At 59.5% G+C, this 17,130-nt stretch carries 12 protein-coding genes; 9 read left to right on the forward strand and 3 right to left on the reverse strand.

Features of this window, described 5'->3' with window-relative positions; genetic code table 11:
- Nucleotides 1-33 precede the first annotated feature (33 nt).
- Entirely contained in the window at nt 34-2,025 is a 1,992-nt protein-coding gene (locus ACYVAC_RS21300; protein WP_461099836.1) for a LysM peptidoglycan-binding domain-containing protein, read from the reverse strand.
- A gap of 284 nt (nt 2,026-2,309) precedes the next feature.
- On the opposite strand from ACYVAC_RS21300, the gene ACYVAC_RS21305 reads away from it, so the two are divergent.
- From ACYVAC_RS21305 to ACYVAC_RS21335, 7 genes are all read left to right on the forward strand, one after another.
- Nucleotides 2,310-4,124, forward strand: coding sequence for an acyl-CoA dehydrogenase family protein (locus tag ACYVAC_RS21305; RefSeq protein WP_461099838.1), 1,815 nt, complete (start codon nt 2,310-2,312; stop codon nt 4,122-4,124).
- A gap of 139 nt (nt 4,125-4,263) precedes the next feature.
- On the forward strand, nt 4,264-5,205 hold the full coding sequence (locus tag ACYVAC_RS21310; RefSeq protein ID WP_461099839.1) for a helix-turn-helix transcriptional regulator: 942 nt from the start codon (nt 4,264-4,266) through the stop codon (nt 5,203-5,205).
- Between the two features lie 73 nt (nt 5,206-5,278).
- On the forward strand, nt 5,279-5,758 hold the full coding sequence (locus ACYVAC_RS21315; protein WP_461099840.1) for a GyrI-like domain-containing protein: 480 nt from the start codon (nt 5,279-5,281) through the stop codon (nt 5,756-5,758).
- Between the two features lie 237 nt (nt 5,759-5,995).
- Entirely contained in the window at nt 5,996-7,120 is a 1,125-nt protein-coding gene (locus ACYVAC_RS21320; RefSeq protein WP_461099841.1) for a L,D-transpeptidase family protein, read from the forward strand.
- A 96-nt stretch (nt 7,121-7,216) separates the two neighbouring features.
- Nucleotides 7,217-8,335, forward strand: a complete 1,119-nt coding sequence (locus ACYVAC_RS21325) for a Gfo/Idh/MocA family protein (RefSeq protein ID WP_461099842.1) — start codon at nt 7,217-7,219, stop codon at nt 8,333-8,335.
- Between the two features lie 151 nt (nt 8,336-8,486).
- The gene (locus ACYVAC_RS21330; RefSeq protein WP_461099843.1) at nt 8,487-8,873 is read left to right on the forward strand and encodes a DUF4870 domain-containing protein; all 387 of its coding nucleotides are present in this window, start codon (nt 8,487-8,489) and stop codon (nt 8,871-8,873) included.
- 74 nt (nt 8,874-8,947) lie between these two features.
- The gene (locus tag ACYVAC_RS21335) at nt 8,948-9,733 is read left to right on the forward strand and encodes a DUF2490 domain-containing protein (protein ID WP_461099844.1); all 786 of its coding nucleotides are present in this window, start codon (nt 8,948-8,950) and stop codon (nt 9,731-9,733) included.
- An 80-nt stretch (nt 9,734-9,813) separates the two neighbouring features.
- Here ACYVAC_RS21335 and ACYVAC_RS21340 read toward each other — a convergent pair whose 3' ends face one another.
- Nucleotides 9,814-10,392 (reverse strand): hypothetical protein, encoded by a 579-nt coding sequence (locus tag ACYVAC_RS21340; RefSeq protein WP_461099845.1) that lies wholly within the window; start codon nt 10,390-10,392, stop codon nt 9,814-9,816.
- 95 nt (nt 10,393-10,487) lie between these two features.
- On the reverse strand, nt 10,488-14,747 hold the full coding sequence (locus tag ACYVAC_RS21345) for a T9SS type A sorting domain-containing protein (protein ID WP_461099846.1): 4,260 nt from the start codon (nt 14,745-14,747) through the stop codon (nt 10,488-10,490).
- A 351-nt stretch (nt 14,748-15,098) separates the two neighbouring features.
- Between ACYVAC_RS21345 and ACYVAC_RS21350 the strand changes: the two genes are divergently transcribed.
- Together ACYVAC_RS21350 and ACYVAC_RS21355 are read left to right on the forward strand one after the other, a co-directional pair.
- Nucleotides 15,099-16,271 carry a pyridoxal phosphate-dependent aminotransferase gene (locus tag ACYVAC_RS21350; RefSeq protein WP_461099847.1) on the forward strand — a complete coding sequence of 391 codons (1,173 nt, stop codon included), beginning with the start codon at nt 15,099-15,101 and terminating at the stop codon, nt 16,269-16,271.
- Nucleotides 16,268-17,125, forward strand: a complete 858-nt coding sequence (locus tag ACYVAC_RS21355) for a prephenate dehydrogenase (RefSeq protein WP_461099848.1) — start codon at nt 16,268-16,270, stop codon at nt 17,123-17,125. The genes ACYVAC_RS21350 and ACYVAC_RS21355 overlap by 4 nt, the downstream gene beginning before the upstream one ends.
- The last annotated feature ends 5 nt before the right edge of the window (nt 17,126-17,130 follow it).

Below are 17,130 nucleotides of genomic sequence, written 5' to 3' on the forward strand. Positions count from 1 at the left end.
CCTGTCACGCAGCCCCGCTCTCGTTGTGGTCGTTTATTTAAGCTTTCGGATCAGGAGTCGCTGCCCCACCTCGATGGTGAAGTTCTTGAGATTATTCCAGCGGACCAGTTCGTCAACGCTTACTTTGTTGATCAGCGCAATCCGGTACACGGTCTGGCCAGGCTGCACCACGTGGTAATAGCTACCGGGCGTGGGCTCGATCGATCCGCCCCCAAGCGCAGCGGTCACAGCTGGCCGGGCCTGTGCAGGCGCAGGTTTATCGGCCGATACGGGCGTCTTTACCGGTGCCTTCGGAATAGTAACCACGGGTGCCGTCTTTGGCCTGGCAACCGGCTTGGCCACCGTTTTTGTCCGATCGGGCGAAAGCTTGATCTTCGGACGGGTTACGTCTACAATCAGTTCCTGCCCGGCCGCAAGTGGGAAACGCTCGCTCAGGTTGTTCCAGGCATATAGCTGCTTCACCGTCACGCCGTACTGACGCGCAATGGAATAGTAGCTCTGCCCGGGCTTTACAATGTGCAGTTTCAGGTTCTCGACCGGCTCCGTCCACGATGTATCGGGCAGGGCATTGCTGTCAGGCTCGCTGGTGCCGACACTGTCGGCCCGGTCGAGGGCGGCTACCGTATCCGGACTGACCTGGCTGTTGGTTGGGGCAGTCAGTATGGTAGCCGGTGCGGTTGGGGCAGCATTTTCGGTTTGGGTCAGTTCTGGCGTGCTGGTATCGGACGAAGCCGGCATCTGCTGGTATTCGGGCGGGCGGCTCGATGGCCGTTTCTTCTGAAGCCAGATAATGCGGCCTGTCTGCACCCGCTGGTTGGCCGCTACCCGGTTGAACCGCAGCAGCGACGCCAGCCTGACCCCGTATATGTTCGATACATCGCGCAGGGTCTGGCCCCGCTGAATAACGTGGAAAGGCACCTTGGCGCGGTTGGCCTTGCGGGCCAGGTAGTAGATCTGGCCGGGGCGAATAACGTCCTGTTCAGTCAGGTCGTTGTACTCGACAAACGACTTGATCGATATATCGCCATAGTAGGCCAGCGTGATCACATTATCGCACGACTGGGCCTGAACACCGGGCAACCCATTGATGGTGTAGTAAACCGCCGGTGCGTAGAGGCTGACAGGCTTCTGCGGCAGTTTCACCAGGGTAGGAAAGCCCGTGTCGGGCGCACGCGGATCGGTCCGACGGCTACGCTCCTCAGCCTGGTTTTTCACCACCGGAAATTCTTCCGTCGTCACCCGGATCAGGACAGGATAGCGCTTGCCTGCCGGAATCGTCGGTACCTTGAGCCACTGATTGAAGGGCGAAAACCGCTCTTCAGTAAGCGACAGTTGTTTGGCGAGGCCGGCCAGCGTCTGGCCACTTCCGTCGGGATAGTCGAACAGGATAAAAATCCGCGCCGGTCTGAATACCGGTTCTTCGCGCTCGAAGGCCAGTTTGCGGGCCAGCACTTTCCAGAGCAGTGCCGGATTACGCTCGGTCAGCAACAGGTACGTAGCATATTTGCTGGCAGGGCGCCGTTCGGTCGGCGATACGCCCTGCAGGTATTGCACCAGCGTCTGGGCGTAGTTGCCCGACTGCTCCTGCAGTTCACCCAGCCGGGTCGATACGGCATCGGTGGCCAAAAGGGCATGAAACCGCTCGTCGATGCTGTTATCGACCCGCAGTTTAAGTTTGCTGGCTTCCTGTATCGTTAGCCCCCAATACCCATAATCGGGCTGATTGCTGAAGGGTAAAGCCACATAACGAAAGTCGATCGGAAGCCGATCGTCGGTAAGGCGGACTTCGAGCTGTGGGGTCAGTTGCCGGAGCGCTTCGATATCCCGCAGCAATTCGGTACGGTTGGCATACAACTGATCGACTTCGCGCTGAACCTGCTGGCGAGCCTGCTCATTGACATGCACCGTAACGCCGGCGAATTCAATATCAAAAGGTACTTCCGGAACGGCCTGCCCCTGTGCCAACCCCCAGAAAACAGTCAGCACGCAACTGAGCACAACCCGTCTCACTACGCTTCGATCCATTTCAGTTGGTGTTGTGGTAGGAAATAGTGCTCCAAATTGTCAAAAGTAGTCAATTATACACATGCGTCTCAATAACCGCCAATCCGGAGCCGACTATTTACCTGTACGGTGCCGGCCGAAGGCGGGATGGCGCGCTGATGCGCTAACCCCTGCATATCGCATGCCTGAGCGGACAGACACCTTCGAAAAAGACAAAAAAATATAGATAGTATGCTTGCATACTATCTACCAAATTCATTACTTTGCTTCATAATTAGTATGCAAGCATAACAAACCCTGAAGTCATGATTGCGACAGAACCAACATCGTCCATCAAAGGGGGCGAATTTCTGATCAAAGAGACAACCGCCAACCAGGTTTTCATACCCGAGGAGTTTACGGAAGAGCAACAGATGATCGCGGCCACCTGCCGGGAGTTTCTGGAACGTGAGATATGGCCCCGGCTCGACGAAATCGACAAAGCCACGTCGCCCGCGCTGATTTCATCGCTGATGGATAAGGCTGGTGAACTCGGTTTGCTCGGTACGGGCGTACCCGAAGCCTACGGCGGTTTCGGCATGAACTTCAACACGTCCATGCTGGTCGCCGAAGTGACGGGGGGCGGACACTCGTTCTCGGTAGCGCTGTCGGCCCACACCGGTATCGGGACCCTGCCGATTGTGTACTATGGTAACGACGATCAAAAATCGAAATACCTGCCCAAGCTGGCTTCGGGTGAGTGGAAAGCCGCTTACTGCCTGACCGAACCCGATTCGGGGTCGGATGCCAATTCGGGTAAAACGAAAGCCAAACTGACCGACGATGGCACTCACTATGTGCTGAACGGACAGAAAATGTGGATCACCAACGGTGGTTTTGCCGATGTATTTATCGTGTTCGCCAAGATCGACGATGGCAACGGCCAGCTCGATAAAAACCTGTCGGCCTTCATCGTTGAGAAAGGCTACGAAGGCATCACGATGAACGAACCCGAGCATAAGATGGGGATCAAAGGGTCGGACACCCGCCAGATCTTCTTCAACGATGTAAAGGTACCCGTCGAAAACCTGCTTTCGGAGCGGGGCAATGGCTTCAAGATCGCCGTAAACATTCTTAACATCGGCCGCATCAAACTGGGTATTGCCGCCATTGGAGGTAGTAAAGAAGTTATCAATAATGCCGTTCGGTACGCCAACGAACGCCGGCAGTTTAAAACGCCGATTGCCCAGTTTGGCGCGATCAAGCACAAACTGGCCGAGATGGCCATTAAAGTATATGCGTCGGAAACGGCCAGCTACCGCGCTGGTCAGAATATCGACGACATGATTGAGGTGCTTAAGGAAAAAGGCATGGACGATGCGTCGGCCAAGCTGCAGGCCCTCGAGCAGTTCGCCATCGAGTGCGCGATCATGAAAGTACACGGTTCGGAAGTTCTCGACTATGTAGTCGACGAAGGTGTGCAGGTGTACGGTGGTATGGGCTACTCGGCCGATGCGCCGATGGACCGTTCGTACCGCGATGCCCGGATCAACCGGATTTTCGAAGGCACCAACGAGATCAACCGCATGCTGGTTGTCGACATGCTGCTGAAGCGGGCCATGAAAGGCGAACTCGACCTGATGGGTCCCGCTATGGCGGTTGGCAAAGAAATCCTGTCGATTCCTGACTTCAATTCGGAGGAGGAAGAAGGGCTCTTCGTTGCCGAGAAGAAAATCCTGAAAAACCTCAAGAAGGCAACGTTGCTGGTAGCCGGTGGTGCCGTACAGAAGTTCATGATGAACCTGTCGAATGAGCAGGAAATCCTGATGAACATTGCCGACATGGCCATTGAGCTGTACGTTGCCGAATCGGTACTGCTGCGCGTCGAAAAGCTGATTGGTATGAACGGTGAGGAAGCCGTAGCGCTGCAGAAGCAGATTGCGCTGGTTTACCTGCACGAAGCCGTGGAGAAAGTAAACCAGGCTGGCCGGGCGGCCATCACCTCGTTTGCCGAGGGCGACGAGCTGCGCGGCATGCTGATGGGTATGAAACGGTTCACCAAGATCGAGCCGATGAACCTCAAAGATGCCCGTCGGACCATTGCCGACGCCATGATTGCCGAGAACAAGTATATTTTTTAAGCATTCACCTATACATCAACAACGAAAACCGGAAAGGCGGTCCTGATTCAGGGCCGCCTTTTTTTGTAGTGGTCGGGTAGCAGGGTTGTGATTCGTGCCCGTTTTTTGTTGTATTGCGCCCCAAACTGCTTTCGGCGCTATGAACCGTATCGACCGCCTGACGGCTATCCTGATTCACCTGCAGAGCAAACGAGTTGTGAAGGCGCAGGAACTGGCCGACCGTTTTGGTTTGAGTCTACGCACGGTGTACCGCGATATTCGGGCGCTCGAAGAAGCCGGCGTTCCCATCGGTGCCGAAGCCGGCATCGGTTATTTCCTGACCAACTACCAGCTACCACCGGTGATGTTTACCAACGCCGAAGCCAGTGCGCTGCTGGTAGGCGGCAAGCTCGTGGCCAGTATAGCCGATCAGTCGCTGCATACCTCCTTCGACTCGGCACTCTATAAAATCAAGGCGGTACTGTCTCGCCACGAGAAGGAACACCTCGACGAACTGGCCAGCCAGGTCGAAGTAACCCAACGAGCCCGCCCGGTTCCCTATTCCGATCAGCTTCTGATGGTTATTCAGGGCGCACTCGTACGGCAACACTGCCTCCGGATCGACTATGTGTCGGGTGGACATGAGCCGACACAACGGGTCGTAGAACCCATTGGCCTCAACCACTACGGCATTGGCTGGCATTTGATTGCCTACTGCCAGCTTCGGCAGGATTACCGCGATTTTCGGGTCGACCGGATCCGGCAACTGACCGAGCTGAGCGATACCTTCCGGCACCAAAACCGGCTGAGTCTGCAGGCCTACCTGCAGCGGCTCCGAACCAATCGGCAGCTTATTGAGGTTGTGGTTATTTTTTCGGCCAGAGCCGCCCGCTTTGCCGAACGCGACCGCTACGATCATGGGTTCGTATCGGAAACAGTTACCGACGCGGGTACACAAATGACATTTCTGACCGAATACACCCTAGGACTCTCGCGCTGGCTGCTGCTGTTTGGCAACGCCGTTCAACTCGTCAGTCCCGATTCGGTACGGGAGCAGATCCGCACCTTTATGGGCGAGCTGACGGCTCATTATGGCGCATAAGGCCGGCAGGCTGCTGACATAGGGCTGTCACTACCGACACCGAGCTTTGTCGGGTACCAAACACCCGTTTTCCATGCAGACCGCCCAACGCACCCTTTCCAGGCTTACGCCCACGACCATTCCTGCCTTTACCGCCCTGTGCGCCAGCGTTACTACTACGCTCCTGCAGCTGGCCAACCATCGGCATCTTGGCCCGGCCCTGTATGCCGAAGCTACCCGACTTGGCCTCATCGCCAACGGTCCCCTGCAGTGGCGTTACAACGGAGCAACCGGTGACGATACGCAGCCGTTCGGGCTCGACGTTTTACTGCCCATCCAGCAGGCAGGCGACTCCGCTACCGAATACGCTTACGTAGACCTGCCTGAATTCCGCTGCGTGACGCATACCCATACGGGGCCCTGGAGTGAGTTGCCAGCGTTGTACGACGACCTGTTCCGGGCCTTTTCAGCCGCAGGCTATACCGAAGGCAACACGGTTCGTGAGGTCTACCATACCATCGACAGCATGTATCCGGAGCGGTGTGTAACCACCATCCAGATTTCGATTGCCTGACCGACACTGATCGAGCCGTCCGGCTGGCATGCTGCGGGCCGGGCGGCTCAATCACACCCAACAACAGGACGGCCGACGAGTGTCCGGACCAGGGTAGTCAGTGCACGCTGTCTGTACTTGCCCCCTGATGCCGATCATACGGACGCGTGACGCGATGCGGGTGTAGACCTGATTGCTGTCAGGGCCTGCCAGGCGGCCAGCAACCACCTTTGTAGCACATACCATGCTACGAACCTTATGCGCCCCTTCCTTCTCCTGCTCCTTTTCGGCTCCCTCCCATTCATGGGTTTGGCCCAATCGACCGACGACTGGAACCGCCTGAGAAACTACGGCCAGTCGATTGGCGTGGCCCGGACCGACACAACATTGCCCGACTCGGCCGGGCTGGCCCAGTTCGTTACGGAGATTGTGTATGGCCATGTACCCCGCCAGATGCAGTATCAGGGCGTAGCTGCTCCGCTCGATACAACCCGACTGACACGACTGATTCGGCAGTTCAGCGCTGGGGCCGACTGGTGCCCCCTGCTCGATTCCCTCGAATCGCACGATCAGCAGTACCTGCGGCTGAAAGCGTATTGCATGCGCTGCCTGGTCGACGACTACATGGCCGATGCCCTGACCATCGAACAGGTACAGGAAACCCTGAACACCTACCGCTGGATCAACCGGTTCCGGTCCACAACTCGTATTCTGATCAATATTCCGTCGGCCACGCTGCGGGTAGTCGACCGCCGGGGCCATACGCTGCTCACCAGCCGCGTTATTCTGGGCAAACCCGATACGCCTACCCCTTCGTTTACCGCCTGGGTGCCGAGTCTGGTTACCTATCCTTACTGGCATGTACCGCGGTCGATTATGCTGCGCGAGCTGCTGCCCGTCATTCGGCAGGCGCCCGCCGAGCGACTGGCAGCTATGAAGCTGCAGGTGATCGACACGCAGGGACGGCCGATCGATCCGGCTACGATAAACTGGGCCGCCCCCCTTGCGGCCTTTCCCTACCGGCTGCGGCAGTCGACTGGCTGCGACAACGCCCTGGGCCTGCTGAAAATCAATGTTACGAGCCCCTACGCGATTTACCTCCACGACACAAATGCCCGACACCTGTTCAGGCAGGCCAACCGGTTTCTGAGCCACGGCTGCGTTCGGGTCGAAAAGCCGGCCGAACTCGCCAATCTGTTGCTGGGCCGACCACACTTCAGACCCGACTACCTGACCCGCTGCGCCGTTCGCGCTACGCCCCAGACGATCCAGTTCCCTGCCCCCGTTCCGGTGCTGGTCACGTACTCCGTACTCGACATCGACGAAGCCGGCGCCATTCAGGTGTACCGCGATGTGTATGGCCGCATGGGCAGTGCGCTGTAGGCACGCCATTGCCTAACAAAACAGGTTGACTTACTGAGCAGTAGGTTTTGTAGTACGCCAGTATTTATAGCTTTACGCAAACCCGATACTGGTCTGATGACAGATACCTCTTTTTCCCGTCGCCATTTTCTGGCGGGCCTGGGCGCTACGGCGCTTACCCTGCCTACGCTGACCGATGTGTTCGGCCGCCCCATCGAATCGGCTCAGCCGGGCCGAAAGCTGGGCATTGCCCTCGTAGGCCTGGGCAGTTACAGCAAAAATCAGCTGGCTCCTGCCCTGCAGCAAACGCAGCACTGCCGCCTGGCCGGTATCGTGACCGGCACACCCGCCAAAGCCGAGGAGTGGATGTCGAAATATAACATCCCCAAAGCCAACGTCTACGATTATAAGACCTTCGACCGGATTGCCGACAACAAAGACATCGACGTGGTGTACGTGGTGCTACCCAACTCGATGCACCGCGAATACGTGGTTCGGGCAGCCCAGGCCGGCAAGCACGTCATCTGCGAAAAACCGATGGCCATTACGCCCGCCGACTGCCAGGCCATGATCGACGCCTGTAAGAAAGCCAACCGGCAGCTGGCCATTGGCTACCGGCTTCACTACGAGCCATTCACCCAGGAAGTTATGCGACTGGGGCAACAGAAGGTCTTCGGCCCGGTCAAGTTCATCGAGTCGAGCGATGCCTTCCGCATCGGCGATCCTACGCAGTGGCGCATGAAAAAGGCCTTGGCCGGGGGCGGCCCGCTGATGGATGTCGGCATTTACGCCGTGCAGGGCGCCCGCTACGTCACGGGCGAAGAACCGATCTCGGTAACGGCCCAGTTTTCGCCTAAAACCGAGCCCGACAAGTTCAGGGAAGTTGAAGAGACCCTATCGTGGCAGTTCCGGTTTCCGAGCGGGGCTGTCAGCAACTCCACTACGAGTTATACCGCTGGTGTGGAGCGGCTCTATGCCTCCTGTGAGAATGGCTGGTTCGAGCTGTCGCCGGCCTTTGGCTACGGCCCCCTAAAAGGCCGCACCAGCAAGGGTCCCATCGACAAACCGGTTGTCAATCACCAGGCCATGCACATGGATGGCGTATGTGCCGTGCTGGCGCAGAACAAGCCCCTCCCCGACCACATTACCGGCGAAGAAGGGCTGCGCGACGTGCGCCTGCTCCAGGCCATTTACCGCGCTGCCGAAACCGGCCGAACCATCGATCTGAAAGCCTAGTACCCGCGGGCCACGACTCGACAGACCGTGGCCCGCGTTTTTATCCGTTCCTGTCTCCAGCCGGCGCAGCTTCCCGACCGTTTGCGTAGTTACCCTTGACTATCAGCACCTTTATGGTCACTTTAGGTAGCCATAAACCCCGCATCCGACCATGGAACAGACACCCATGCCCCCCTCCACCCAAACCAATACCCCACTAAGCGATCAGGATGCCCGGCTGTGGGCCATGCTGGTGCACCTGAGCGCCCTGCCCGGTACGGTTGTGGTTATTGGCAGCGTACTGCTGCCGCTCATTATCTGGCAGATTCAGAAAGACCGGTCGACTTTCGTCGACTATCACGGGAAGGAAGCTGTCAACTTTCAGATTACCATGGCGCTGGCCGCAGCAGTGTCGCTCCTGCTGATCATTGTGCTGGTCGGCATTGTGCTGATCTGGGTAGTAGGCCTTGTCTGGCTGGTGTTTACGGTTATTGCCGCTATAAAAGCCAACAATGGGGAATATTACCGTTACCCGCTCTCCATCCGGTTTATCCGGTAGGAGCCACCCCATGCCCCACCCTATTTATCCTGTGGTCTGAAACTCCCGACCAATCGACCGCTATTTTTGCGGACATGATTTGGTTTAGGCATATCGGACTACTACTGGCCCTGCTGTTTGTGGGTGCCCGCACAACGGCACAAACGGTGTCGCAGCCCACCAACACCTGGGGAACCTGGTTTATCGGCACGGTGCTGATGCCCGGCTCGACGAGCAGCCGGTGGGGTGGTTACGCCGAAGTACAGGCACGTTCCAATGGCCTGTTCCAGCAGTATTTTTACAACGAACTGAAAGCGGGCGTCACCTACGACCTCGATAAAAACATTACGGCCATGGTAGCCGGTGGCCGCTACCAGACTAACGACTATCAGGACTTGCCGGCCGGGCCGCTCAACGTCGAAAAACGGCTCTGGGAGCAACTGGTGCTGAACCAGTACCTGAGCCGCATCCGGTTCGAACACCGCTATCGGCTCGAGCAGCGGTGGTTCGACTTTCGCGGGGGTACGCAGGAGTTTCGCAACCGGCTCCGCTACCGGCTCAATCTCTTTGTACCGCTCAACGCCCATACCATCGGCACAGGTACCGTGTTTGCCTCGGTCTACGACGAGATTTTTCTGAATCCACGGGGGCCGGCGTTCGAACGAAACCGGCTCTATGCCGGCCTGGGCTACCAGTTCTCACAACGGTGGGTGGGGCAGCTGGGCTGGGTAAACCAGACCAACTACAACCCGGCCTCCTTTGCGCAGGGGCAGTTTACACCGGTAGCGTCGACGGGTAAAAACAACCTCGTCATGTCGGTCATTTACCGGATCATCCGCCGGTCTAACACCAGTGAACAGCTGCCTTCGCAACCTGATTAGACGTGGCTTCAGCCCTGTCATATAGGAAACACGGAGCATGGCTGTTCGTCAGTATCCCGGATAACGCACACCCGCTCCTGCTAGAACCAGGGTCGGCGCACTTTGAACGACCGCCGGAGGCCACTCAGGAGCAGAAAAGCCCCCACCAGCCCGAATATAATGGCCAGAATCGTGACGTGCAGAATGGCGAACAGCACCGCAATCAGGATCACGATTACCGATGCCTTCAGTTTCCAGCTGATCCGCTGCCACCAGTTCAGTTCTTCGCGCAGGGGCATGCCCAGAGCGTCCCGAATCTTGTTGCCCAGCCGCATCTTCGGCTTGGGTTTCGGTTTGGGCTGCCACTGATCGACGGGCGCCTTTGCCTCGGCCGGCCGCATGGCACTGATCCGGGCCAGGTGCTGCTTCACACGCCCCCCCGGCGATACGGCCACCGGACTCGCCGTCGACGCCAGTACCGGGGCCAATGGCTCCGCTGGTGCCGGTAGCTCTTCGGCAGTCCGATCGTTGACGGTTTCGGATGATACCGGGGGCGGGGTAGTCACGGTCAGCCGGGCAGCCGGCGCGTGTGGTGATCGCTGAAAATAAGCCACTGGCCGGTGACAGGCCGATAGCAGCAGGCAGCTAAGCGCAACAGTAAGCGAAGTAACGTTCTTCATTCGGGTCAATAATACGGAACGACAGGGTGGAACTGCGGGCTCTAACAGAACGAATCGGAACGGGTGCCTTATATAGCTGCCCCAAAAAACGGCCGCTACAGCCCCGCCCGCAGAATACGATACGTAGCCCGAAAACCCGATCGGGGTTCGGTTACCCGTAACAGAAACACCTGCTCCGACCACTTGTTCAGCCAAACGTCGGCTACGCCACCGGTGGCCGTTTGCTCGCTTAGTAGTTGCCCCCGCAGGTCGAACAGCTGCAGGGTAGCTTTGCCGGTGAGTGCCGTCAGATCGACCCACACCCGGTCGGTGGCGGGGTTGGGGTAAACCGACAGCGCACTGGCAGGTGCTGCTGGTTCGGTGGCCGTTACCAGCAGCACCTGCGTCGATCCGTTGCCAACCACCTGCCCGGTGCCACAGCCATTGCTGATGGCGGTCAGTCGATAAACGGGATCATTCGACAGCGGGAGATCGATCGTAGCGGTGGGGGTCGATGTCTGGTAATTGAGGCTTTTACCGGCATTCTGGATCGTGTAGAACCACGGACCGGTACCGGTCAGCGTTACGCCAGCCCGCAGGGGTGTACCCGGTAAAAGCGTGTAGGTGGCAGCCGTGAAACTAACCGTGGCTACCGACCGGAAGGTATATGGCAACGAACTGCTCCCGCTGACAACGCCATCGGTCGAGGTGACCCGGAACCGGTAGCCGTAGCCGGTCGGCAGGTCGGTCGGCAAGGTCACCTGCAATAGACTGTCGACGCCCGACGTCGGCACATCCCGGAACGTGCTGCCGGTCGAATCGGACAGCTGGACGGTAAACACATTGGTGAGCGAGAATACCCCCCGCAGCCGGGTACGCACCGTCACGCGCGAGCCGGCACAGGTGAAGCCATCGCCCAGCCCCACTATTTCGATCGACCGGTCGGCCGCGGGCAGTACCGTCACGGTGGCGGTGCCCGTTGCCGTACCGGCTCCGCAGCTGTTCTGAATCGAACGGATGGTATAGGTCGTTGTCTGGAGCGGATCGACCCGCAGCGGCACCTGCCCGATGGCGCTGATAAAAGAGCCCTGGTACCCATCCGACAGTATGTAACTGACGGGCTGGTTGCCGTTACCGGCCGCACCTTTCAGGGTCAGGTAGGTGGTCTGCCCGGCGTTGACCGTTACACTGCCCGAGAGGGTGTAAAGGGGTTTGGTACCCACCTCAAACGCTGTCCCCAGCGCTTCGGCCAGGCCATCGCCCACGGTAGCGCGTAGGCGGTACGTGCCCGCCGGTACGGTAGCCGGCAGGGTCAGCCCCACGGCGCCCGTCTGCGTCGGCCCACTACCCAGCGCAATGTCGGTGGTGCCGCCAACCGGGCTTAAGGCATACCGCACCGTTGCTCCCGTGGCAAAGTCGCCGGCTGCACTCAGGCTGGCGGGCAGGGTACTGCCGGCGCAGATAAACTGCCCGGCTACACTGTTCATCACTACCGATAGCTGGGGCTTCACCCGAATGGTAACCTCTCCCGACGCCGTGCCGTAGCCACAGGCATTGCTGACGCTGCGGATTGAAAACGTCTGCGTGGCAGCCGGCCGCACCTCCCGCGTAGCCGGCACGGCGGTGATGGTTTGCCCCTGCAGATCGTTGTATAACACCTGCCACGGAGCCGCGCCGGTAAGGGCAATGGATAATGACACGGGCGCACCAGCATCGACCGCTGCCGGCACGGTGCCTGTCAGCGTAGCCGTGGGCGGCTGCTGGATGCTCGTAAGCAGCGCGGCCGACCGGGCATCGGTATTTTTGGCCACAATGCGCAGGTAATAATCGCCGGTGGTCAGCGAGGCCGGCAACGTAACCGTAAAGGGCGAACTCTCGGTAGTGGCCAGGTCCGCAAAGACAGAATCCCGGCGGGTTGCCAACTGCAGGGCATAGACCGTACCGGCCGGGGCCGCCGGGCTGGTTATAAACGGGATGCGCTGGGCTGTGCCGCTGCACAGGCGGTAGTAATACGTATCGCTTAGCGCCGTTGGCACCCGAATGTCGAACGGCATGGGCGTATACGTGGCCGTTTTGGCCGTGACGGTGCCCGCCCCGCAGGCGTTCGAGATCGATTTAAGCCGGTAGGTGGTACGGGTTGTGGGTGTCACCACCACACGGGTACCACCGTTTGGCGCGGTAAAATCAGTGGTGCCGTCGGTGTAAACCGTGCGGAACGGCCCCTGCCCCGTTACGTACACCAGATCGAGCGCAACAGCAGTGCCGGGGCGGATACTGCTGGGTTCGGCGCCAAACAAACTGTTGGTGGCCGGCACCACATAGTTGATTTCGCCGGCGGGTTTCTTATTGACGTCCACCCGCACCTCATTGCTGACCAGCGTACCGGCCTGCAACCTGATCTTGCTTACTTCGTCGAGTTTGATCTGAATGGGGTTCCTGCTGCCGCGCCCCACGATAGCAGCCCCCACCCAGCCTTCACCCACACCAAAGCCAGCCGATGTGGCCTGCACGGTCAGCGAGGGCGCCACATCGCCGATGGTTCGGAAATACACCCGGATACTATCGGTGTTGCATCGGTTCTGCTCCACCGAATCGATTTCGATCTGGGCAGCCGGCAGGTTCTGTACCGTAAGGGTGGTCGACGCGGGTGGGTTATCGACCCGACCGCAGGTGTTCTGGGCGTAGAGAATCCGTACCGATTTGGTCTGCCCGGCGTAAATAGTCAGGTTGGCATCGTCGCAGTCGAGGCAGTTGTTGGTGATGACCTGCCCGTTCGACAGTTTCAGTTCGTACGGTCCTCCGCCCAAACGCTGCACCCGAACGAGTGCATTGCCCGGACTGGCAAGGGTAAGGGCGCGGTCGGGGGGCGCCACTACGGGCCGCGGCCTGGCCGATACCACCAGCACCTGATCCAGATTCAGCGTACTTTCCGTAGCCGGATCAACCGTCAGCACCCGCAGGCCGTACTGCCGACGACCGAAAAAATTAGCCGTATCCGATGGCAGCGTCGGCACGGTCAGTACGAGCCGGGTGCCATCGCGGATAACCGCCGGCGCAATGGCCACCACCGATCCGCTGGTACCGTACCGAAACTCCACGAAGGTCTGCGTGTCGGCGGTGGGCGTAAAGTTCAGGCGCACCGGCAGCGTGATCGACTGCCCTTCGCAGACGGGCCCGCGCAGGAACGTGCTACCGGGCAGCGAGTCGATGACCACCCCTGCCCGAACACTGATCGTGACCCCGCTGGCAGCCGTTACCGACTGGGTACCACATACGCTCTGCACACTGGTGATACGGAACGTGGTGGTCCGGCGTGGTTTCAGCCACAGCGTTGTTTCGTTGGTGCTGGTGCCGAAGTCGGCGATGGCTACCGACAGACTGTCGTTGATGCGTACCTCGCCCGGCCCCCGCCCGTTGAGCAGCACGCGCAGTGGCACCATCTCCCCCGCATCGACAGCCGTGACGGCCGGCGCAATGAGCTGGGCCGTGATGGCCGGAAACACCCGCAGACTGTTACTGCTCACCGGATCACTGATGGCCACCGGATCGGAGCTGATGACCTGAACGAGGTAGGTAGCCGGATCGGCCGTGCTGACCGACGCGGGAATAACCGCCCGCAGCCCCCCCTCGACCGGGGTGGCCTCGAGGTCATACTGCCGATCGGCAGCAGACGGACTGCCCGTAAATGGATTATAAGTGGTAAGCCTGATTTTAAACGTATTGGCGGGACCGAAGGTGCCACCGGCTTTGGCGTAGGCCACCACGATGGTACCCCCGCTGCACACCGTTGCCGGTGCAGCCGATACCGTTTTGAGGGCAATGGCATTGATCGTCAGCGACACCGCCCCCGTACTCTGGCCTGCCCCACAGGCATTCTGCACCGACCGGATGCTGAATGTGCCTGAACTGAGCGGGTTGATGGTTGCCCGCTGCTCGAACGCGTAACTGCCTCCGCCATCGAGTACCTGCTGGGTGCCATCGCTGAGCGTGAGACTGATGGGCGAGCTGCCCTGCACGGTGTAGCGTAGTTCGTAGGGCTGGGCCGGGTTGACGATCGTGCCGGGGCCACCCGCCAGCGTTACCGACGCCGGTGTCTGAATACCACCCAGCCGGGTCCAGTCGCTTTGTATAGCCGGGCTGGTGCTGACAATGCGGTACTGATACCGGTTCGGATCGGTAAAAGCCGGCAAACCAGCGGGTAGCGATACCGCCAGCGGACTGCCGGCACCGGCCGGCGAGGTATAAACCACCTCTCCCGTGTACGCGTTGCGCAGCTGAACCTGAAACGCATTGTCTGTGCCGAACCGCCCCTGCACCGTGAATGGCACCGACACCGGTATATTGCTGCAAACAGCATCGACAAGGGGAGCGGGCATGATAGTCTGGGCGTAGAGCCCCCCCATACAAACCAGACCGCAACAAACGATCAGCAACAGACGATTAAGGCAGCAAGGCATAACGATTGGGTCGGGCAAAGACAGAGCCGTGTAGCCAACGACCAAGCAAACTTAGGGCCAGTCCGGAGCTACCCCGGCGCTTTTCGACCCTGGCGCCGGGGCGCTGTTCGCCATCAAACTGCGCAAACCGCAGCCAGCTGGGCACAATCCCCCGTTAATCACCCAAAAACCCGCCCTGCTTCGTAATTTTGTCTGCTTCATCGACAACTGTTCTGGTTGTAGTTCTTCATCCGGCGGATTCAGCGATCCGGCCGGGAACTGGTTCTGTACATGATTATCCCTTTGGCGCAACGCGCCGATCAAACCCAGGAGTATTATTTTTCCGTCAAGCTCGCGGAAGTGCGCCGGCTGCAGGGGCAGGGGCACGACATTATCAACATGGGCATCGGCAATCCGGACCTGATGCCATCCGACGCAACCCTCGAGGCCCTCAATGCGTCGGCCCGGCAGCCCGGTGCCCATGGGTATCAACCCTACAAAGGCACACCTGGTCTGCGGCAGGCCATTGCCCGTTTTTACGTCCATACCTACGGCGTTACCCTCGACCCCGATACCGAACTGCTGCCCCTGATCGGCTCAAAAGAAGGCATTACCCATTTATCGCTGACGTTTCTGAACGATGGTGATGGCGTGCTGGTACCCGAACTGGGCTACCCGGCCTACCGCGCCGTTAGCCGCATGGTAGGGGCCGATGTGCGCGAGTACCCCCTGCGCGAACACGCGGGCTGGCAACCCGACTGGGCCGCGCTGGCCGAGCGGGTGCAACCCGCCGGCAGTGCCAACCCCACGAAACTCATGTGGCTCAATTACCCCCACATGCCCACGGGCGCCCCGGCTACCAAAGCCCTGTTTGAGCAGGCGGTCCGGTTTGCCCACGACCATCGGGTTCTGCTTTGCCACGACAACCCCTACAGTCTGATTCTGAACAAGAAGAGCCCCATCAGCCTGCTGTCGGTAGATGGCGCGCGGGACGTGGCCGTTGAACTCAACTCGCTCAGCAAGTCGCATAACATGGCGGGCTGGCGGATCGGCTGGCTGGCCGGTGCCAAACCGTATATCGATGCTGTACTGACCATCAAGAGCAACGTCGACTCGGGTCAGTTCAAGCCGCTGATGGACGCGGCAACGGCCGCCCTCGACAACTCCGACGCGTGGCACCGCGAGCGCAATGCCGTGTATCAGGGCCGACTCGACGCCGTACACGCGTTTCTGGACGCGCTGGGCTGCACCTACGCCACCGACCAGGAAGGGCTGTTTATCTGGGCCCGACTGCCCGACTCGGTCGAATCGGCCGAAGCCCTGGTCGACCGGCTGCTGCATACCAACCACATTTTCATCGCGCCCGGCTTTATTTTCGGCCCCAAAGGCGAGCGCTACATCCGCGTGTCGCTCTGCGTACCCAAAGAGCGTATTCTGGAAGCCGTTAACCGACTACACGCATGACCGTTTCGATTATTGGTATAGGCCTGCTGGGCGGTTCGTTTGCCCTGTCGTTGCGCGAGAAATACCCGCGGATGCACTTTATCGGAGTCGATGCCTCACCCGTCAACGGGCAGCTGGCCGTGGCCAAAGGCATCGTCGACCGGGTGCTGCCGCTTGGCGAAGCCGTAGCGCAGAGCGACCTGGTGGTACTGGCTACGCCCGTCAATGCCCTGATGGAGCTGCTGCCGGCCGTGCTCGACCAGCTGCCCGACGCGGCTACGGTTGTCGATCTGGGATCAACCAAGGGGCTGATCTGCGACGTGGCCGACGCACACCCCCGGCGCAGCCAGTTTGTGGCGGCCCACCCCATGGCCGGTACCGAAAACTCGGGGCCGGGGGCTGCCTTCCGCGAGTTGCTGCCCGGCAAAAACCTCATCATCTGCGACCGGGCCAGGAGCCGGCCCGACAGTCTGCTGCTGGTCGAAAGCCTGTTCCGCGACATCGGCATGAAGATTTTCTACATGAGCCCGCAGGAGCACGACCTGCACCTGGCCTACGTGTCGCACCTGAGCCACATCAGCGCCTTTGCGCTGGGGTTGACCGTGCTCGAAAAAGAAAAAGACGAGCAGGCGATCTTCGACATGGCCAGTACGGGGTTCAGCAGTACGGTTCGGTTGGCCAAAAGCTCCCCGCAGATGTGGGCACCCATTTTCGACCAGAACCGAACCAACGTCTCCGATGCGCTGGCGGCTTACATCGACTTTTTGCAGCGGTTCAAGGCCGTGATCGACGACCGCGATGTACCGGCCTCGCTCGATTTCATGCAGCAGGCCAACGTAATCAGGCGGGTACTCGACGGCATCGACAAAAAATAAAGGGG

Source organism: Spirosoma luteolum, assembly GCF_054778875.1.